Origin of the sequence: Agrobacterium sp. SUL3 (assembly GCF_001263295.1) — a bacterium.
Classification (GTDB): domain Bacteria; phylum Pseudomonadota; class Alphaproteobacteria; order Rhizobiales; family Rhizobiaceae; genus Agrobacterium; species Agrobacterium tomkonis.
Window position 1 is genome coordinate 7,320 of sequence record NZ_KQ414506.1, and the last position, 18,939, is coordinate 26,258.

An 18,939-nucleotide genomic window follows, 5' to 3' on the forward strand; every position below is an offset into this window, starting at 1 on the left:
CACGCTCATCACCGCCGCATGGGCGCCGAGGGTCGAGACGATGTTTTCCGGCTTTGGCGACCAGCCGTTCTGGGAAAGCCAGCGAACGCCCGCCATGCACCAGCTGTCGGGGAAGGAGCGGGCATAATTGGTGATGTCGTAGGTGTGTTCCCTGGTGACCGCCTCGATGTGCCGGGCGATCAACGGGCTTTGGCCGACATCCGGTGCTGCGGTCGTGTTCAGCCGGAATTCGGCGCTGGTGTCGATGGCGTGACGCGTGCTGCCGAAGGCCGCCGCTGCCGGTTCCATGGGTAAAGACGGGGCGGGGGTCTTGCGTTCATTGACATAGGTGCCGCGGCCCACTTCGCCGCTGACGAGGCCGCGCTCGTGGATGAGCGCATAGGCCCGGCCGATTGTGCCGATTGTAACACCCAGATCATAGGCAAGATTGCGCTGCGGCGGCAATTTCGAGCCGGCCTGCAGGGTGCCGTCGGAAATCGCGCCTTCGATACTGTCGGCGAGGCGAAGATAAATCGGGCCGTCGCCCTCGGTGATATTGGGAAGCCAATTTGTCATGGTGACAATTTATGCATTGTATCTATCGTCAAGTCAATTGTATTTATTGATTGCAGTCAATCAAGACAAACGCACGGAGACAATAGGTGCAATATGCGCAAGATGGATCAATACCTTTCGACAGCGGATACGCTTTATCCTGATGGTTACGAACGGGAACGCGTGTTCCGCGATGCCGGCGACATGGTCGCACCGGCGCCCTTTCCGGCCGAGATCGCCCGCACGCTTATTGGTCGCCTGATTATGGGCATGTTGCGCTGGCAGCAGAAACGACGGGGACGGCTCGCTCTGCGGGAATTGCCTGACGATCTTCTGGAGGATATCGGCGTTACGCGGGACGAGGCCTTGAAGGAGGCCGCGAAATCGCAGCTTTTCTCCTGGCCGTCGCGGTCTTTATAATTTTGTCGAAGAGCGGTGCCTTCTTTCCCCGGCGCCATCAAGCCATTCGGCAGCCCGCCACGCCAATCCCAACCGGCGTTGGCGGGTTTTTTATTGGATTTGCGCGGGAATGCAGGCAAACGGCCCCCGTCATCCTCGGGCTTGTCCCGAGGATCTGCGACGGATTGATTTTATTCGAGGTGATCAGATCCTCGGCACAGGGGCGAGACTGACGTCTTTAAAGTAGACGTATCTAGATCAGCAGCCTTTGCCGCCCTTCGCCCAGCGCTTGACGTCGGTTGCGATGCGGCCGGAGATGGCTTCGTTCATGACGGGTCCGAACGCGTCGAGCTTTGCCGGATTGCCTTCTGCCTGGACGACCAGCATGGGGCGGGATTCCGGGCTGTTGCGCGGCACGAGCAGGATGCGTGGACGGCCGGAGAAAGAATTGAGTTCCGGGGCCAGACGATAGGCCTTGAATGCTGCATCACCCGATTTGAACCAGCAGGCATTTGCGCCAAGAGCAATCCGTTCCATCGTCGGCAGGGCAGCACGGGAGACGGAGGCAGCCGGTTGCGATTTCGGCTGGCAGGCGGCGAGCGCGGCTGCCGCGAGCAGCAATGCGGTGGCTTTATAGGCATTGTGGCGAAGAAGACGAGGCATCAGGTCATCCAGAAGAGAAGCCGAAACTGAGCCGGAAGCCGGCATTAAAAAAGGCGGGCTCGAAGCCCGCCCGGTCTATCAGGCTGCGATGACGCCGAGCGCCGACGCAAAGAGGCCACGCCCGTCATTGCCGCCATGGGCGGCTTCGATGAGGTTTTCCGGATGCGGCATCATGCCGAGAACGTTGCCCTTGGCGTTGATGACGCCGGCGATGTCGTTCAGCGAGCCGTTGGGGTTGGTGCCTTCAGCATAACGGAACACGACCTGACCGTTGTCTTCCACGGACTTCAGCTCATCCGTATCGAGGAAATAATTGCCGTCATGGTGGGCAACGGGGCAGCGCAGAATCTGGCCCTTGTCATAAGCGCGGGTGAATTCGGTGTCGTTATTGGTGACTTCGAGCTTCACTTCGCGGCAGACGAATTTCAGCGAGGCGTTGCGCATCAGCGCGCCCGGCAGCATGCCGGCTTCGACCAATATCTGGAAGCCGTTGCAGACGCCGAGAACCTTGACGCCCTTTTCCGCCTTTTCGCGAATGGCCTGCATGACCGGCATGCGGGCGGCAATCGCGCCGCAACGCAGATAGTCACCATAGGAAAAACCGCCCGGGATGACGATCAGGTCGACGTCCGGAATATCCGTTTCCGTCTGCCAGATGGTGACGGGCGCGCTTCCGGAGATTTTCGTCAGCGCGGCGATCATGTCGCGGTCGCGGTTGAGGCCGGGAAGTTGGACGACAGCGGATTTCATCGGGACGGCTCCTGCGGCTTAGAGCGTTTCCAGTAAAAGCGGAAACGCTTTTACGTCCGGACAACGCGCAAAATCAAAGAGATAGATCGGTTTGGCGATTCGAAGAAAAGCCAAAACGATCTAGAGGATGGCGATAGCGTAGTTTTCGATGACCGTATTGGCCAGAAGCTTTTCACACATTGCCTTCAGGTCGGTCTCGGCCTTGGCCTTGTCGGCGCCTTCCAGTTCCAGATCGAAGACCTTGCCCTGACGGACATGGCCGACGCCACCGAAACCGAGGCTGCCGAGCGCGCCTTCGATTGCCTTGCCCTGCGGATCGAGAACGCCGTTCTTCAGCGTAACAGTCACCCGTGCCTTGATCACCTGATCTTCTCCTGATTTTACCTTAAGAGGCCAATATTACGTCACGAGGCCGATATTACTTTACCAGGACTGGGCCGGTGCCGCGGATCGGTTCGTTTTCATTGATGATGCCGAGACGGCGCGCCACTTCGGAATAGGCTTCCACCAGCCCGCCCATGTCACGGCGGAACAGATCCTTGTCCATCTTTTTCTGGGTCTCGATATCCCACAGGCGGCAGCTGTCTGGCGAAATCTCGTCGGCGAGAATGATGCGCATCATGTCGCCTTCGAACAGCCGGCCGCATTCGATCTTGAAATCGACGAGCTGGATGCCGACGCCGAGGAAGAGGCCGGACAGGAAGTCGTTGACGCGGATGGCAAGCGCCATGATGTCGTCAAGCTCGGCGGGGTTGGCCCAGCCGAAAGCCGTGATGTGCTCTTCGGAGACCATCGGGTCTTCCAGCTCATCCGACTTGTAATAAAACTCGATGATGGAGCGCGGCAGGACCACGCCCTCGTCAATGCCGAGGCGCTTGGAGAGCGAGCCGGCGGCGACGTTGCGCACGACGATCTCAAGCGGGATCATCTCCACTTCCTTGATCAACTGCTCGCGCATGTTGAGGCGGCGGATGAAGTGGGTGGGAATGCCGATCTTGTTCAGATGCGTGAAGACATATTCGCAGATACGGTTGTTCAGCACACCCTTGCCGTCGATGACTTCGTGCTTCTTCTTGTTGAAGGCGGTCGCATCGTCCTTGAAGAACTGGATAAGCGTGCCTGGCTCCGGACCTTCGTAGAGGATCTTGGCCTTGCCTTCGTAAATACGGCGGCGACGGTTCATAATGGCAGGTCTCTTGGTTGACGCCGATTCTGGTGGCGTTACGTTTCTGTCTTTGAGCGGTCCCATAAAGGAAAAGAGTGCATTCTACAATGCAGCTCGCATATCTTCCCTTCAATTCTTGTGTCGGGCCGGAAGGTTGTCCGGCCGGAAACCGGCCGGTGCGACTGGCAAGTGGCGGGACGGGTCTTGCCCGAACCTCCTGTCAGGGTTCGTTCGCCTTCAGTCGGCTCAGGAACTGGGCGAAGACCATGCCGCCCTCCGGCCACGGGCCATGGCCGGACTCGGCGTTGATATGGCCGGACATGCCGGCATCGATCAGCAGCGAACCCCAGGCAGCGGCAATGTCATCGGCATGTTCGTAGGTGCCGAAGGGATCGTTGCGGCTGGCGATGGTGATTGTCGGAAATGGCAGCGGATCGCGCGGATAAGGCCCGAAGGTCATCAGATGTTTCGGCCGGATATCCGGATTGGCGACATCCGGCGGCGCAACCAGAAGCGCGCCGGCAACCTTCTTGCCGATTTCCGGCAACGCATGGATGACGGTCGGCACACCCAGCGAATGGGCAACGATGACCACGGGCTTGGTCGAGGTGTTGACCTCTTCCACCAGCCGCGCCACCCAATCGTGCCTCACCGGTTTTGTCCATTCCGCCTGCTCGACACGGCGCGCGGTGGAAAGCTTGCGCTCCCAGCGGGTCTGCCAGTGGTCGGGGCCGGAATTGGTGTAGCCCGGTACCATGAGGATATCTGCTTCTGAAACTTTCATGCGCCCATATCTGTGTTGTGATGCCGCCGCGATCAAGGCCGCGGCGGTATTAACTTTGGAGACCCTGCCTTACGCCTTGCCGAAGACGCGCGCGAAGATCGTGTCGACATGCTTGGTGTGGTAACCGAGGTCGAATTTCTCGCGGATTGTCTCTTCGGGAAGGGCGGCGCGCACTTCCTCGTCACCCAGCAGCTCCTCAAGGAAATCTGCGCCCTGTTCCCAGACCTTCATGGCGTTGCGCTGTACCAGGCGGTAGGCGTCTTCGCGGGAAACACCGGCCTGCGTCAGCGCCAGCAGCACGCGCTGCGAATGCACGAGGCCACGGAACTTGTTCATGTTCTTCAGCATGTTGTCCGGGTAGATCACCAGCTTTTCGATGACGCCGGCCAGGCGGTTCAGCGCGAAATCCAGCGTGACGGTCGTGTCGGGACCAATGGCGCGCTCCACGGAGGAGTGGCTGATATCGCGCTCATGCCAGAGCGCCACGTTTTCCATGGCCGGGACGACCGACATGCGCACCAGACGGGCAAGGCCGGTCAGGTTTTCGGTCAGAACCGGGTTGCGCTTGTGCGGCATGGCCGAGGAACCCTTCTGGCCGGGAGAGAAGAACTCTTCGGCTTCCAGAACCTCGGTGCGCTGCATGTGGCGGATTTCGATGGCGACGTTTTCGATCGACGAGGCGATGACGCCGAGAACGGCAAAGAACATGGCGTGGCGGTCACGCGGGATGACCTGCGTGGAGACCGGCTCGGGGATGAGGCCGAGCTTTTCGCAGACATGCTCCTCGACGCGTGGGTCGATGTTGGCGAAGGTGCCGACGGCGCCGGAGATCGCACCCGTGGCGATTTCCGCACGAGCATTGACGAGGCGCTCGCGGTTGCGGTGCATTTCGGCATAAAAGCGGGCAAAGGTCAGGCCCATGGTGGTCGGCTCGGCATGAATGCCGTGGCTGCGGCCGATGCGCACCGTATTCTTGTGCTCGAAGGCGCGGGTCTTCAGTGCCGTCAGTACCCGGTCCATATCGGCGAGCAGCAGATCGGCGGCGCGCACGAGCTGGATGTTGAGCGTGGTGTCGAGCACGTCGGAGGAGGTCATGCCCTGATGCACGAAACGGCTGTCGGGACCGACGAACTCGGCAAGGTGGGTCAGGAAGGCGATGACGTCATGCTTGGTGACAGCCTCGATCTCGTCGATGCGGGCGACGTCGAAGGTGGCGCTGCCGCCCTTTTCCCAGATCGTCTGGGCCGCCGATTTCGGAATGACGCCGAGGTCTGCCAGTGCGTCACAGGCATATGCCTCGATCTCGAACCAGATGCGGAACTTTGTTTCCGGCGACCAGATGGCGACCATTTCCGGCCGGGAATAACGAGGGATCATGGCAATGACTTTCTTCGTAGAGAGGCTTGGCTTGGTGGAGGAACTTGGCTTTGTGGGAGTTTTGCTGCCCGTTTAGCAAAGTGTTCCGGTAATCTCAATCTAAAGCTACATGGCTATGTCGCTCGATACGCCCGTCGGCAAAGGATTGCGCCCGCCAGCGCCAGCGGAACGGCTGCAAACGGAAAATAGAGGCCGAGGCCGAGAATGCAAAATTGGTAGATCGCGCCGAGCGAGGTGAAAATCTGCTGAAAAAACCAGATGCGGGAAAAGAATGGCGCATGCCACTGCGCATAAAAGATGCGGTACTGGAAAGCGAAAAATATCGCTGCGACCGCCAGAGTGAAGAATGCGATGGCGAGACAGCTTAGCGCAAAGCGCAGCGTCAGGCTGGCAGAAGCGGGCAGGAAGCGCAGCGCCACCATGGCCAGCGGCCAGCCGAGAAGACCGCCGCAGAAGAACAATATCCCGATATCAGCGGCGTGGTCGGTTTCCAGCCGGTTTCTGAGATAGAGACCGAGGGCGGCGGTGGCCGCCGAACAGGCGGCCCAGACGAGCGGAGCGAGGAGCGGAAACAGCGATGCCGATACTGTATTGCGGAAATCCTGCCTGTCGCTGTCCATCAAGCCCTCATCCAAACGCCCCGTAGTCCTGCCTCCGGCGTGTTCGCTCCGTGGGTCAGGACCTTCCGGCCTCCGCCGCCGTGCGCAGCAACGACACCGTCTTGCGGTAGTCCTCGACGCCATCGCCCTTGAAGACCGCTGAGCCTGCCACCAATGCATTGGCGCCGGCGGCAATGATTGCACCGGCTGTCTCCGCCGTTACGCCGCCATCCACTTCAAGCTCGATCGGCCGGTCGCCGATCATCGCCTTTGCCGCGCGGATCTTGTCGAGCATGGCGGGGATGAATTTCTGGCCGCCGAAACCGGGATTGACGCTCATGATCAGGATGAGATCAACATCATCAAGCACGTTTTCGATGACGGAAAGCGGCGTGGCGGGATTGAGGGTCACGCCGGTCTTCCGGCCGAGTGTGCGGATGGTCTGCAGCGAGCGATGCAGATGCGGTCCGGCCTCCGCATGCACGGTGATGCTGTCGCAACCGGCCTTGGCGAAGGCTTCGAGATAGGGATCGACGGGGGCGATCATCAGATGGCAATCGAAAAAGGCGTTGCTGTGCGGGCGAAGTGCCTTGATGACGTCAGGCCCGAACGAGATGTTGGGCACGAAATGACCGTCCATGACGTCGAGATGGATCCAGTCGGCACCCGCTTCCGTGACATCGGCGACCTCCTGTCCGAGCTTGGCGAAATTGGCAGCCAGGATCGACGGGGCTATCCGGATAGGCAGGGACATGGGGCAAACTCCTCTCGACGCGTTGCGTAAGCTGCCTTTAGCATCAAGTATCCGGGTTTGAAACGGCCCGCCGCGCTGTTGCCGGCGGTTTTCAGACCCGCTTCCTCAAATTTCCCGCCGCACTGGCTCTGCCTATTGTTTTTCGGCCTTGTCCGCCGGTTCGAAGCGCTGGCCGTTCCAGCGCTGCAGGCGGTAGGGATTATCCGCAAGTTCGTGCGAGGGATTAAAGCTCAGATCGCCGATCACGGTTTTGAAGACGGTGCCGGTCGTCAATATTTCCGGCGTGGGTTTCGACTGCGCCTGCGCCGCCTCCGTGAGCGCTGCCGTCAGTTCCGCTGCCGCATAGGCGGGCAGGACATAGCCTTCCGGTTCAATGCCGGCGGCGCGCAATTCACCGGTGACGGCCTGGGCCGATGGCAATGTGTCGTAGGCCGGGCGGGTGACGGCGAGCACATTTGCCGTAAGTGCTACCGGCGCGTTGGCCGCATTCATGGCGTCGCCGCCCATGATGGTGAGGGGGGAATTCTCCGAGGCGGCGTCGCGGGCGACAATGGCGACGTCGTTGCGTTCCGCGCCGATGAAGACATGGGTGATGCCGGTTCGCGCCAGCCGGCGCACCAGCGCCACCTGTTGTTCCTGGTTGGGGCGCATCGTGTCGGTGAAGGTGGGTTTCAGCCCGTTTTCCTCCAGCTTCGAGCGAATCCTGTCGACCAGTTCGCGGCTGTAGATCGTGCCGTCATCCACAAGTCCGATGGAATGTCCTTTCCAGTCACGCAGGATGATTTCCGCTGCCCTTTCCGATTCGGCCCTGTCCGATGGGGCGAGGCGGAAAAGCGGCCAGCCGTATTTCAACGCATCTTCCATAAGGATAGGTGCGCGGCTGGAGAGCGTGATGACCGGGATGGCGGCCGCTTTCAGTGGCGGCAGAACATCCTGGAGCGTTTCGGTGCACAGGAAGCCGATCGCGGCGCTGACTTTGGCGGCCACGAGGCCATCGGCGATGGCGCCGCCGCTGCCATCCTCGCAGCTTTCATGGATTTCGACGACATCAAGCCCAAGTTTGGCGGCAGCGGCCTTCGCGCCCTGCCGCACCTGCTGCCCCAGAAGCTCATATGGCCCGTTTTGCGGAGCAACAATGCCGATCGACGCCGCGCTTGCTGAGCCCGCAAAGGCAAAACCGGCGATGATCGTTAGCAGGCGAAGTGAAAGCATGACGTGAGCGAAATCCTGTTGTCCCGCTTGATGTTTATCGGCAACAAACGGTTTTCCAAAGGAAAAATCGCCTGAACCCCAGCATAATCGCATATCGCGGTGCGCGAGACGGCGGATTTGATCGCCAATTGTTCGATTCAAGGAAACAGGGCCTCAAGACACGTTGTAGTTGCTGCCATTCAATATAATTGTGCGCTACTGTCTTCATTGCGGATTCATTTTTGCGGATCGGCAAGTCGCTCTTGAAATGCGTGAAAGGAGAAGTAACTCCATCGCCTGTTCAGAGGATTTTTACTTTATAAAACTGTAACATGCGATGCGTATAAGCACAGTTTAGCAACGGCCTGTGCGCTGTTTTGCCCTTTAAAGTGCAGCCGCGAAAAGTGCACATTTTATTTTCATATATTTAAATTATTGATATTTAAAGAAAAAATCCATGCTTTTCGCCCAACGTCGATTTTTCTTAGTGTCTTTTTTCGCATTTGCGAGAAGATTTGCTTGACGGAAAGTAAATGTTTAGCTTAGATATACGTGTTTCAGGGGACGACTGAAATTGGCTGTAACCAGCCTCGGAAAGTGTTCCGATTATAAGCACTGCCAGACTATATTACATTCTATATTCTATTATTTTCATTACGTATAAACCGCTTCGGGAAACTGGGGCGGTTTTTTACATGGAGCTAATTTAAGCAATTTAAAATTGAATCTGAAAAGCTTCACGCAAAGCTATTCTCTTATTATTATATTTACGGAAAAGAAATCGCTCTGCCAGGTTGCCTTCATTGTAGGCAGGCGAGGCTTCGCCCCCTTTTTTTGACGCCCCCGTTTCAGAGTGGAAGACGCCCGGTCTGCGGCAATGTCGCACTTGCCGGTCCCTTGTTCGGATTTATTTCAGGGCGGCCAGCGCGTCCTTCGCGAAGGCGGAAATGGGTGCGGGAAGATTGTCGGGATAAAACCAGCCTATATCGGAAAGCTTGTCCGGTTCGGTCAGTGCCGGCTCGCCACGCGTATCGCGGGCGACGAAGATCAGCGACACCCAATGGTGCCGCTCTTCGGTATCGATATATTCACTGTGGCAGAGAAATTCGACATCGCCGATTGTCAGCCCGGTCTCTTCTTCGGCCTCTCGCCTTGCGGCGGCGAGGGAGGATTCGAGGTGATCAACCTTGCCGCCCGGAATACTCCAGTATCCGGCTTCCGGCGCTTTCAAGCGCCGGCAGAGAAGCAGCTGGCCATCGCGCAATATGGCAAGGCCCACGCCGACACCCGGAAAATCAAGCCCTGGTTTGATTGTCGGCGTCATATTTGTACTGGCCTCAGCCCTTGGCGTTGGCCACGATCAGCATGAAGGCGGGAATGTCGTCGCCGAAGCCGACCGGGGTCGGGCCGTCATCATGGTCGCGATAGTGGCGGCGGCGCTCGCGGTTGTCGTCATTGGCGTGCAACGGATTACGGCTGTTGCGGTCGGAATTGCGCGGGGTCTTTTCCGGTCTGCGTTCTGCTTTCACCTTGTCGTCTCCGTGAGCCACGATCTCGGTAACCGCAGCGGATTGTGCATCCTGATTGATGTTTTCGACCGGAGCCGCATCACGACGGTTCCTGTCGCGACCCCTGCCGCCCCGTTCCTTGTTACCCCGACGGCCGGAATTGCTTTCAAAGCTTTCCATGGGCGCGGGCAGCGTGGAGAGGTCGCCATTCAGCCACTCGATCTTTTCGCCGATCAGCTTTTCGATCGCGTCGAGATATTTTACGTCGTTTCTGGTGACGATGGTGAAGGCCTTGCCCGAACGGCCCGCACGGCCGGTACGGCCGATGCGGTGGACATAGTCTTCGGCATGAATGGGAACGTCGAAGTTGAAGACGTGGCTGACATCGGGGATATCAAGTCCGCGCGCCGCAACGTCAGAGGCGACGAGCAGCGTCAGATTGCCGTCCCTGAAGTTCTGCAGCATCGTCGTGCGCGAACGCTGGTCCATGTCGCCATGCAGCGCGCCGACGGAAAAGCCGTGACGGTCGAGCGAACGGAACAGGTCGGCGACATCCTTCTTGCGATTGCAGAAAATGATCGCGTTTTTGAGTTCGGCCTCTTCGGCGCGGACGAGATCGCGCAGGACAGCGCGCTTCTCATAGTCCTTGTTATGCGCAGCGACGATGTTCTGCGTAACGGTTTTCGCCGTGGAGGAGGGCTTGGCGACCTCGATGCGTTCGGGGTTCTGAAGGAAGCGGTCGGCCAGCTTCTGGATTTCCGGCGGCATGGTGGCCGAAAAGAACAGCGTTTGCCGGGTAAAGGGAATCATTTTCACGATACGTTCGATATCGGGAATGAAGCCCATGTCCAGCATGCGGTCGGCTTCGTCGATGACGAGGATTTCAACGCCGGTCATCAACAGCTTGCCGCGCTCGCAATGGTCAAGAAGACGGCCGGGGGTGCAGATGAGAACATCGGCGCCACGCTCGAGCTTGCGATCCTGATCTTCGAACGAAACGCCGCCGATAAGCAGGGCGACGTTCAGCTTGTGATTCTTGCCGTATTTCTCGAAATTCTCAGCCACCTGCGCCGCAAGCTCACGGGTGGGTTCAAGGATCAGCGTGCGCGGCATTCTGGCGCGTGCGCGACCCTTTTCAAGCAGGGTCAGCATCGGCAGCACGAAGGACGCGGTTTTGCCCGTGCCGGTCTGTGCGATACCGCAGATATCACGCTTTTCCAGCGCGGGCGGAATGGCGCCGGCCTGAATGGGTGTCGGCGTCGTGTAGCCGGCATCTGCAATAGCGGAAAGAACTTTTTGGCTCAGGCCAAGATCAGAGAATGTTGTCAAAGGAAGAACTTTTTCCGTTCTGGTTCGGTAAGAACACCTGCGTGCCGCTGCGACACTTGCAAAGACTTGGCGCGGGGATATGCCCAAATTGCCGGAAAGTCAAGGAAACAACGGGAAAAGCACGCGAAACGTCGTGGTTCTGACGAGGCTTTTCAGCCTGTGGCGCAGTTTCATGCGATTTATCGTAAAAAGCGCAAAAAAAGCGTTAAATTTGGCCTGTCATTTCAAATAGGTTTTAAGCTCGGCGCCGGCGATCAGGAACCGCATCGGATCGACCGGCGTATCGTTGCGGCGCACCTCGTAATGCACATGGGGGCCGGTTGAACGACCGGTGCTGCCGGCGCGACCGATGATGTCGCCGGCCTCCACCTTGTCGCCGGCCCTGACGAGGATCGCGGAGAGATGGCCGAATCGCGTCGAGACGCCCTGACCGTGATCGATCTCGACCATATTGCCGTAACCGCCGGAATTTTCCGCCACCGTCACCTTGCCTGCGCCGGTGGCTTTGACGTCAGCACCGGTTTCGGCGCGAAAATCGATGCCGGTGTGCAAAGCCGGCCGTCCGAGAAACGGATCCATGCGATTGCCGAACCGGCTGGTGATCGTTCTGCCGGGAGCCGGGTTGCCGAAGGGCAGGGCGGTTGCACTTTCCTTGACGATATCCAGCCGGTTCAGCGCATTGTCGAGATTGGTCAGCGACAGGTTGAACGGATCGGTTTCGCTGCGCTGGGGAGCCGCATAGGGGCCGCCGATATCGTCCGCGCCGCTTTCGTCGATCTTCAATCCGGCCTGCCGGATGATGTCCTGCATCGCGCTTGCCTTGTCTTCGGCATCGTTGGTCAATCTGGCGATGCGCGATATCTGCTGGCGCTCGATATCCTTCAGCGAAATGGTCACTTTGGAAAACACCCGATCGGCCCGGTCCGAGGGTGTTTCGCCGGATTGAGGCACGTAAGCGGCGCGTCTGTCGGGTGCGGCTGGCTTTTCCGGCTGCGGCGCGCGCGGCGCCATCAGCTTTTCAATTGCTGACAGGCCGCCCGTCAGCTCCGCGCGCTTTTCCGGCGCCATGGCGTTCGAAAGGGAAGAGGGCGCGGCGGGTGTTGCTGCGACGCCGGAATTTTCGGCGCGTTCCAGCAATTCGCTCATGCGCCCGTGCCTGGAGGTCAGCGCCGCCTGCTGTTCCAGCAGCTTTTCCACTTTCTTTTCAACGACCTGCTGGTCAAGCAATTGTCGGGAGGTGACCCGGTCCACCTGAGCCCTCAGTGCTGCGATACGGTCTTCATAGTCGTTCTGCATGCGGGTCTGGCGCGCCATGGTCGCACCGATCAGGTCGTCACGCAAAATGAGGTAGCCGGTAGCGCCGAGATAGCCGAGCGAAAACAGGCCAATGGTGCAGCCGGCCAGAGCGGCCATCCACGGCCGAATGGTCATATGCCGAACTTTCTCGCCGCTCGCCAGAATGAGGACGTGCTGCGGCCGCTTTTTGCCGAATACCCGGTTTTCCGCTGTATCAGTCAAAATCTCTCTCCGGACTGGCCGATTTCTCACAGGAAATCATAATTCGTTAAGGTTAACGAAGTTTTGCCGGAAGCATCTATCTGCGCTTATGCCGTGTTGCCTGGTGCGGTTTTAGCTGTGGCTGACGGATGTCAGCGAGCGGTAGAAGGACGGCGTCAGGCCGGCCTCGGCGCGGGCGAGGTCGTTGAAGGGCGGTTTCAGGGGACCGCGAAAATTGGCACGCACCAGTTGTTTGAAGGTTGCGGCCGGATCCTTCTTTTCACGGGCGCAGAGGAACCGGAACCATTTGGCGCCGATGGCGACGTGGCCCTTTTCGTCGTTATAGATAACATCGAGAACGGCGGCGCTTTCGAGATCGCCGGTCTCCCGCATTCTCGCCTGCAGGGAAGGTGTGACGTCCAGTCCGCGCGCTTCCAGAATGAGCGGCACGACCGCCAGCCGGGCGGTCAGGTCGTTGCGGGTGGAATGCGCCGCCTGCCAGAGCCCGTCATGGGCCGGCAGATCGCCATAATCCGCTCCGAGGCTTCTGAGCCGGTCGCGCACCAGCCGGAAATGTTTCGCCTCCTCGAAGGCGACCTGCATCCAGCCGTCGAAAAAGGAATGCGGCACCGGTTCGCTCGCATAACGCGCGACGATGTCGAGCGCGAGATCGACGGCGTTGAGTTCGATATGGGCGATGGCGTGCAGCAGGGCGATGCGGCCCTTCACCGTGTGAAGCGAACGGCGCTCGACGGCGGTCGGCGGCACGAGCTCCGGCTTTTCCGGTCTGCCCGGACGTTCGGGCAAGGGCGGATCGAGCGGCGAGCGCAACGACAGGCGACGCTCGAACCACCGTGTCGCCGTTTCCTGTGCCAGCGCGGTTTTACGGTCGAGATCGGCGCTCGCAACAGCATCCGTCGCCCCGCCGCGCAGCGAGATGATTTTGAACGGGGGCGTCACATCGGATCCGTTTTTTCAGAGCTTCTTTGCAGCCTCAAGAACGGCCTGCGCGTGGCCCGCAACCTTCACCTTGTTCCAGATTTCCGCGATTGTGCCATCCGGTGCGACGAGGACAGTGGTACGTTCGACACCCATGTATTTCTTGCCATACATGCTCTTTTCCTTCCAAACCCCATAGGCTTCGAGAGCCTTGCGGTCTTCGTCGGAGGCCAGCATGACGGAAAGCGCGTGTTTTGCGGCAAATTTGTCGTGGCTTTTGACGCTATCGGGCGAAATGCCGATGACGACGGCGTTGGCGGCCTCGAATTCTGCGCCCAGCGCGCTGAAGTCGATCGCTTCTGCTGTGCAGCCTGAAGTATCGTCCTTAGGGTAGAAATAGAGAATGACGGCCTTGCCTTGAAGTTTGGACAATGTCACCGTTCCTTCACCGTTGCGGGGCAAAGTAAAGTCGGGAGCCGGGCTGCCAATCGTCAAGTCTGTCATAATCTACCTTTCTTTCGCCGGGATGTTGAGTGAAAGTCGCCACATTCGATATATAGCGAAACCGCGCGTCGTCCAGATCACGATTGAGATTTCAGGTCGAATTCACCTGTAATCTGAATCGTCATCTGGGTTAAAGAATTTGGAGCGGGGTTCCGGACGAAAACCGCTTACACTTTTCGCCATCCCGCTCCGGTGTTGCGGCGAAACAAAAGCTATTCAGGGGCAAGCACGGGCGTATGGCTGAAGTCAGGGGTGAAAAGGTCAAGTTCGGCAGGCGCGATATCATTGCCCTGCATGATCTCCCTTCGGCACAGGCCGAAGATCCCATCATCGTGCATTGCCCTGCGCCGCGTTCCATGGCGCGCGCTCTTATCAAGATTTTCGCGGCTCTCTTTGTGCTGGCGTTCCTGTCCATCGGCGGCATTATTCTTTCCGTCGAGACGGGATCGATCGACAAGACGCTCTCCAGCCAGGCGCAACAGGCGCTGGAGAGGGCGCTTGGGCCACATTACAGCGCCCGGATCGGCTCTTCGGCCATAAGGTTCTCCACCGGGCTGCGGCTGGCGCTGGTGGCCGAGGATGTGGACATCGTCGAAAAGGACTCCGGCCAGCATCTGAGCAGGGCCCGGGCGATCGGCATGGCGCTTGATCCGCTTGCGCTGCTGACCGGCCGCATCTCGGTACAAAGCCTCGAAGCCGATGGTATGGAGCTCGACACGGCGCTTTTGCCCAAGGGTAACGGTTTTGATCTTTCCAGCATCAAGCTTGACGCCGTACCGCAGCAATTGCAGGCCGCCTTCGGACAGCTCGACAAGCTCGCCCAGGCTTTTCTGAGCAGCGGCACAGAGGAAATCGATATTTCCAGTGTTTCGGTGCATCTGCCGCCCGGTGAGCTTGGAAAACCACGTACCATCGAGATACGCGAACTGTCGCTCACACCCGACCAGCAGGGTGGATATTCGCTTGATGGCGAGACGCTGTTTAACGGTGAGATCGCCAGCCTATCGCTGACGACATCCGGATCCGGCGGCGTGATCGACGGTTTTCAGGCGCGGATCGACGGTTTCGATATCGGGCCGTTTCTGGAAAAATTCGATCCGCAGGGCAATCTGCATGAGGGGCTGAACGTCAAGACCGGTGTCAGCATTGTCGCCCGGCGTGCTGCGGAAGGGCAGGAGCCACAGCTGGAAGCTTCGGTCGGCATGGGCAACGGAACGCTTCTGATTGGTGGCGAGGCCCAGCCTTTCACGGCAGGCAGCGTCAATGCGCGCTATGATTTCGAAAAAAGTACCCTGGTAATCGCCAATTCGCGGCTGGAGCTGGGACGTACGATCATACCGGTTACCGGTGAAATTCGCGATACGGAGGAAGGTTTCGGTCTTTCGCTCCGGGTCGACAACGGGATTGCTTCGGCCGAAGCCTCTGGCGAGGAGCCGGTTCCCTTCAGCCTGAAGGCGGATGGGCAATATACGGCGGCGACAAAGCAACTCGACGTTCCCTCGCTTTACGTTACTGGCCCGCTTGGAGACATGGCGGGCTCGCTGAAAGTCCGCTTCGGTGAGGGCTCGCCGGAAATCAGCTTTGGCGGCCAGATTCCGAAGATGGAGGCCACGGCGGTCAAGCAGCTCTGGCCGTTCTGGATGGCGCACAAGCCGCGTGACTGGGTGGTAACCAACCTTTATGGCGGCACGGTCACCAATGGCTCGATTGCGATATTCATTCCGCAGGGGCGAATGTGCGGTCCCGGCTGCCCGCTGGTGCTCGGCGAGAGCGAAATGCAGATCCGCTTCGATATTGACGATACGCGGCTGAACACCACTGGCGATATTCCGCCGCTTCGGGATGTCGATGCACATTTCAACCTGGTCGGCGGCGGCATGACCGTCGACATCGAGCGGGCGACATCCTATTTCCCCTCCAACCGGTCGCTTGCGCTGGAGAACAGCCGGTTTCTGATCTCCAACGTTTATGACAAGCCGCTGCTTGGAAATGTCGAGTTGAATGTGGCCGGCTCTGCGGATGCCGTTGCCGAGCTTGCGACGCTGAAGCCGATCAATGCGTTGAAGGATACGCAGTTCAAACCGGAGGATTTCACCGGTGACGTGAAGGCCAGTGCAAAACTGACCGTCGGACTGCTGTCCAGCCAGAACCCGCCTCCGCCGGTGTGGACGGCTGATCTGGACCTGAAGAACCTGTCGCTGACGAAGCCCTTTGCCGGCCACAAGGTGGCGGCGCTTGACGGTTTCATGGCTTTGAACGACCGCCAGCTCAAGCTTCAGGGCAAGGGCCGCGTGGACGACGTGCCGATGGATATCGAGATGACGGAGCCGGTGCGCAAGAATGGCGATGTCCCCTCGACGCTGTCGTTGAAGGCGACCCTGAACGAGACACAGGTTGCCAAGCTTGCGCCGGAACTGTCCTCGGTTCTTGGCGGCACGACGGTGATGGAAGTCGATGGCGCAGACCCGAAACGGCAGGACATCCGGCTCGATCTGACCAGGGCGTCGATCATTCTGCCGGGGCTTGGCTGGAGCAAGGGCATCGGCATTCCGGCAAAAGCCGCCTTCACCACCGAGACGGTGGATGGCCGCACGACGATCAGTGATTTTTCCCTCGACGGGGACGGTTTCGGCGCCGCCGGCGATATCGCCTTCAGCAAGAACGGGTTGATTTCAGCCGATCTCAGCCGAGTGCAGCTGTCGCCCGCCGACAATTACGCCGTTTCCGTCGCGGCCTCCAAAAACGGCTATATCATCAATGCCTCGGGAAAATCCGCGGATGTCCGGCCGTTCCTTTCGAAACTGCGCAGTTCTTCCGGCGGCGGTGACGGCACATCGCGTTCGCAACCATCGCTTGCCATCAAGACACAGTTCGACAAGGTCTATGGTTTCAACGACGAAATCCTCGCCAATGTCAGTTCCGATATCAGCGTGCGTGACGGCAAGGTGCGTTCGATCGATTTTCGCGGGGTCACCGGCAACGGCCAGGCGGTGGTGGCGCAGACCACCAATCGCGGCGCGACGGGAACCGTGACGCTGACCAGCAGCGATGCCGGTTCGCTTGCCCGTTTCGCCAATATCTACAGCCGTATCCGCGGAGGCCTTCTCAATCTGGCGCTGACGACCGCCAATGGCAGCGACTGGAGCGGTTCGCTGGACCTGCGCAATTTTGCCGTGGTGAACGAAGCGAAATTGCAGGATATCGTTGCCACCCCCGCTGGTGAAGACGGCAGAAGCCTCAACAACGCGGTTCGCCGCAATATCGATGTCAGTTCTGAGAAGTTCCAGCGCGGTTTTGCCCGGGTGGTCTACGTTAATGGCTCGGTTGCGGTGGAAAACGGCGTGGTGCGCGGTGAACAGATCGGTGCGACCTTCCAGGGATTGCTCAAGGACCAGAGCGGCCGCATGGACATGACCGGCACCTTCATGCCCGCTTATGGCCTGAACCGGCTGTTTGGTGAGTTGCCTTTCATAGGCATCTTCCTCGGCAACGGCCGCGACCGGGGTCTGCTCGGCATTACTTTCAAACTGTCCGGCCAGACGGACCAGCCGAAGCTGACGATCAACCCGCTGTCGCTGATCGCGCCGGGTGTTTTCCGACAGATTTTCGAGTTCCAATAAAAAGGGCCGCTTTCGCGGCCCTCGATAACAGGTTTTGCGTGGGTTTTTCAGGCCGGGCGCACCAGAACATGCTTCTTCTTGCCGACCGACAGCTTGATGACGCCGTCGCCGGTCACTTCACCGGTGCCGATCATCTGGCGCTCATCGGAAACGCCCTGGTCGTTGATCTTCACCGCGCCGCCCTGAACGTGGCGGCGGGCTTCGCCGTTCGAACCGGCAAGGCCGGCGCGGACGATGAGGGAGAGGACGCCAAGGCCGGCTTCGAGTTCGGATGTCGGAACCTCGATGGAGGGCAGGTTTTCAGCCAGCGCGCCTTCCTCGAAAGTCTTGCGGGCGGTTTCGGCAGCTTCTTCGGCCGCAGCACGGCCATGCAGGATCGCCGTCACTTCTGTTGCGAGGATTTTCTTCGCTTCGTTGATTTCCGAGCCGCCAAGCGCCGCAATGCGGGCGATTTCGTCCATCGGCAGCGTGGTGAAGAGCTTGGCGAAGCGGACGACATCGGCATCTTCGGTGTTGCGCCAGTATTGCCAGAAATCATAAACCGGCAGCAGGTCCTTGTTCAGCCACACAGCGCCGGAGGCGGACTTGCCCATCTTAGCACCCGAGGAAGTGGTCAGAAGCGGCGAGGTCAGCGCATAGAGCTGCGGTGTCCCCATACGGTGACCGAGGTCGATGCCGTTGATGATGTTGCCCCACTGGTCCGAGCCGCCCATCTGCAGCCGGCAGCCGGTGCGCTGGTTCAGCTCGACGTAATCGTAGGCCTGCAGGATCATGTAGTTGAATTCGAGGAAGGACAGCGACTGTTCGCGGTCGAGGCGCGTCTTCACGCTGTCGAAGGATAGCATGCGGTTGACCGAGAAATGGCGGCCGACATCGCGCAGGAATTCGAGGTAGTTCAGACCGCGCAGCCAGTCGGCATTGTTGATCATCAGCGCCGGGTGATTGGCGCGGTCGTAATCGAGGTAATTGGCGAAGACGTGCTTGAGCGAGGTAATGTTGTCCTCGATCATGTCGATCGTCATCAGCTTGCGGGCCTCTTCCTTGAAGGAGGGATCGCCGACCATGCCGGTGCCGCCGCCCATCAGCGAGATCGGCTGGTGGCCGGTCTTCTGCATCCAATGCAGCATCATGATCTGGGTGAGGTGGCCGACATGCAAACTCGAAGCCGTCGGGTCATAGCCGATATAGGCGGTCACGGTTTCCTTGGCGAACAGTTCGTCGAGACCTGCCTCATCGGAGATCTGGTGAATGAAGCCGCGCTCATCGAGCGTGCGGAGGAAATCGGACTTGAACCTGGACATAACCTTTTACTTTCTGGTTTGATCT

Annotated in this window: 17 protein-coding genes and 1 pseudogene; 2 read left to right on the plus strand and 16 right to left on the minus strand. The window is 59.2% G+C overall.

Annotation, left to right across the window (positions count from 1 at the left end):
- A partial coding sequence (locus AKG12_RS31030; protein ID WP_285277754.1) for a GntR family transcriptional regulator occupies positions 1-555 on the minus strand: 555 nt, incomplete at its 3' end.
- A gap of 93 nt (positions 556-648) precedes the next feature.
- Here AKG12_RS31030 and AKG12_RS16565 point away from each other — a divergent pair.
- The gene (locus AKG12_RS16565; protein ID WP_052819706.1) at positions 649-954 is read left to right on the plus strand and encodes a DUF1127 domain-containing protein; all 306 of its coding nucleotides are present in this window, start codon (positions 649-651) and stop codon (positions 952-954) included.
- 237 nt (positions 955-1,191) lie between these two features.
- Here AKG12_RS16565 and AKG12_RS16570 read toward each other — a convergent pair whose 3' ends face one another.
- The 14 genes and pseudogenes from AKG12_RS16570 to AKG12_RS16635 form a co-directional block, all read right to left on the minus strand.
- Entirely contained in the window at positions 1,192-1,641 is a 450-nt protein-coding gene (locus AKG12_RS16570) for a hypothetical protein (protein WP_502688809.1), read from the minus strand.
- Between the two features lie 33 nt (positions 1,642-1,674).
- Complete coding sequence (purQ, locus tag AKG12_RS16575; protein ID WP_052819707.1) at positions 1,675-2,346, minus strand: phosphoribosylformylglycinamidine synthase subunit PurQ; 672 nt, start codon at positions 2,344-2,346, stop codon at positions 1,675-1,677.
- Between the two features lie 120 nt (positions 2,347-2,466).
- Complete coding sequence (purS, locus tag AKG12_RS16580) at positions 2,467-2,709, minus strand: phosphoribosylformylglycinamidine synthase subunit PurS (RefSeq protein ID WP_003507918.1); 243 nt, start codon at positions 2,707-2,709, stop codon at positions 2,467-2,469.
- Positions 2,710-2,764: 55 nt separating this feature from the next.
- Complete coding sequence (gene purC / locus AKG12_RS16585) at positions 2,765-3,529, minus strand: phosphoribosylaminoimidazolesuccinocarboxamide synthase (protein WP_003516002.1); 765 nt, start codon at positions 3,527-3,529, stop codon at positions 2,765-2,767.
- 202 nt (positions 3,530-3,731) lie between these two features.
- A complete protein-coding gene (locus tag AKG12_RS16590; RefSeq protein WP_046798236.1) occupies positions 3,732-4,295 on the minus strand; it encodes an alpha/beta hydrolase in 564 nt (187 codons plus the stop codon).
- Positions 4,296-4,364: 69 nt separating this feature from the next.
- Positions 4,365-5,672, minus strand: a complete 1,308-nt coding sequence (gene purB / locus AKG12_RS16595) for an adenylosuccinate lyase (RefSeq protein ID WP_052819708.1) — start codon at positions 5,670-5,672, stop codon at positions 4,365-4,367.
- A 113-nt stretch (positions 5,673-5,785) separates the two neighbouring features.
- Positions 5,786-6,292 carry a hypothetical protein gene (locus AKG12_RS16600; protein WP_046798238.1) on the minus strand — a complete coding sequence of 169 codons (507 nt, stop codon included), beginning with the start codon at positions 6,290-6,292 and terminating at the stop codon, positions 5,786-5,788.
- A gap of 55 nt (positions 6,293-6,347) precedes the next feature.
- Entirely contained in the window at positions 6,348-7,025 is a 678-nt protein-coding gene (rpe, locus tag AKG12_RS16605) for a ribulose-phosphate 3-epimerase (RefSeq protein ID WP_046798239.1), read from the minus strand.
- A gap of 132 nt (positions 7,026-7,157) precedes the next feature.
- A pseudogene (locus tag AKG12_RS16610) lies at positions 7,158-8,284 on the minus strand (ABC transporter substrate-binding protein).
- Positions 8,285-9,123: 839 nt separating this feature from the next.
- A complete protein-coding gene (locus AKG12_RS16615) occupies positions 9,124-9,540 on the minus strand; it encodes an NUDIX domain-containing protein (protein ID WP_052819710.1) in 417 nt (138 codons plus the stop codon).
- 13 nt (positions 9,541-9,553) lie between these two features.
- Positions 9,554-11,053, minus strand: a complete 1,500-nt coding sequence (locus tag AKG12_RS16620) for a DEAD/DEAH box helicase (protein ID WP_052819711.1) — start codon at positions 11,051-11,053, stop codon at positions 9,554-9,556.
- A 219-nt stretch (positions 11,054-11,272) separates the two neighbouring features.
- A complete protein-coding gene (locus tag AKG12_RS16625; RefSeq protein WP_052819712.1) occupies positions 11,273-12,571 on the minus strand; it encodes a M23 family metallopeptidase in 1,299 nt (432 codons plus the stop codon).
- A 111-nt stretch (positions 12,572-12,682) separates the two neighbouring features.
- Positions 12,683-13,510: a ferritin-like domain-containing protein gene (locus tag AKG12_RS16630; protein WP_046798244.1), complete on the minus strand. Its 828-nt coding sequence runs from the start codon at positions 13,508-13,510 to the stop codon at positions 12,683-12,685.
- Positions 13,511-13,525: 15 nt separating this feature from the next.
- Entirely contained in the window at positions 13,526-13,993 is a 468-nt protein-coding gene (locus tag AKG12_RS16635) for a peroxiredoxin (RefSeq protein WP_046798245.1), read from the minus strand.
- A gap of 236 nt (positions 13,994-14,229) precedes the next feature.
- Here AKG12_RS16635 and AKG12_RS16640 point away from each other — a divergent pair, with 236 nt between their 5' ends.
- Complete coding sequence (locus AKG12_RS16640; protein ID WP_052819713.1) at positions 14,230-17,613, plus strand: YhdP family protein; 3,384 nt, start codon at positions 14,230-14,232, stop codon at positions 17,611-17,613.
- 47 nt (positions 17,614-17,660) lie between these two features.
- On the opposite strand, the gene tyrS is transcribed toward AKG12_RS16640, so the two are convergent.
- On the minus strand, positions 17,661-18,914 hold the full coding sequence (tyrS, locus tag AKG12_RS16645; protein WP_052819714.1) for a tyrosine--tRNA ligase: 1,254 nt from the start codon (positions 18,912-18,914) through the stop codon (positions 17,661-17,663).
- Positions 18,915-18,939: the final 25 nt, after the last annotated feature.

What these genes read in the sequence shown, in the direction of transcription:
- AKG12_RS16615 (WP_052819710.1), bottom strand. Translation starts at nt 9,540, where the DNA reads ATGACGCCGACAATCAAACCAGGGCTTGATTTTCCGGGTGTCGGCGTG.
- purC (WP_003516002.1), bottom strand. Translation starts at nt 3,529, where the DNA reads ATGAACCGTCGCCGCCGTATTTACGAAGGCAAGGCCAAGATCCTCTAC.
- AKG12_RS16570 (WP_502688809.1), bottom strand. Translation starts at nt 1,641, where the DNA reads ATGCCGGCTTCCGGCTCAGTTTCGGCTTCTCTTCTGGATGACCTGATG.
- tyrS (WP_052819714.1), bottom strand. Translation starts at nt 18,914, where the DNA reads ATGTCCAGGTTCAAGTCCGATTTCCTCCGCACGCTCGATGAGCGCGGC.
- rpe (WP_046798239.1), bottom strand. Translation starts at nt 7,025, where the DNA reads ATGTCCCTGCCTATCCGGATAGCCCCGTCGATCCTGGCTGCCAATTTC.
- AKG12_RS16635 (WP_046798245.1), bottom strand. Translation starts at nt 13,993, where the DNA reads ATGACAGACTTGACGATTGGCAGCCCGGCTCCCGACTTTACTTTGCCC.
- purQ (WP_052819707.1), bottom strand. Translation starts at nt 2,346, where the DNA reads ATGAAATCCGCTGTCGTCCAACTTCCCGGCCTCAACCGCGACCGCGAC.
- AKG12_RS16640 (WP_052819713.1), top strand. Translation starts at nt 14,230, where the DNA reads ATGGCTGAAGTCAGGGGTGAAAAGGTCAAGTTCGGCAGGCGCGATATC.
- purB (WP_052819708.1), bottom strand. Translation starts at nt 5,672, where the DNA reads ATGATCCCTCGTTATTCCCGGCCGGAAATGGTCGCCATCTGGTCGCCG.
- AKG12_RS16600 (WP_046798238.1), bottom strand. Translation starts at nt 6,292, where the DNA reads ATGGACAGCGACAGGCAGGATTTCCGCAATACAGTATCGGCATCGCTG.
- AKG12_RS16565 (WP_052819706.1), top strand. Translation starts at nt 649, where the DNA reads ATGCGCAAGATGGATCAATACCTTTCGACAGCGGATACGCTTTATCCT.
- AKG12_RS16590 (WP_046798236.1), bottom strand. Translation starts at nt 4,295, where the DNA reads ATGAAAGTTTCAGAAGCAGATATCCTCATGGTACCGGGCTACACCAAT.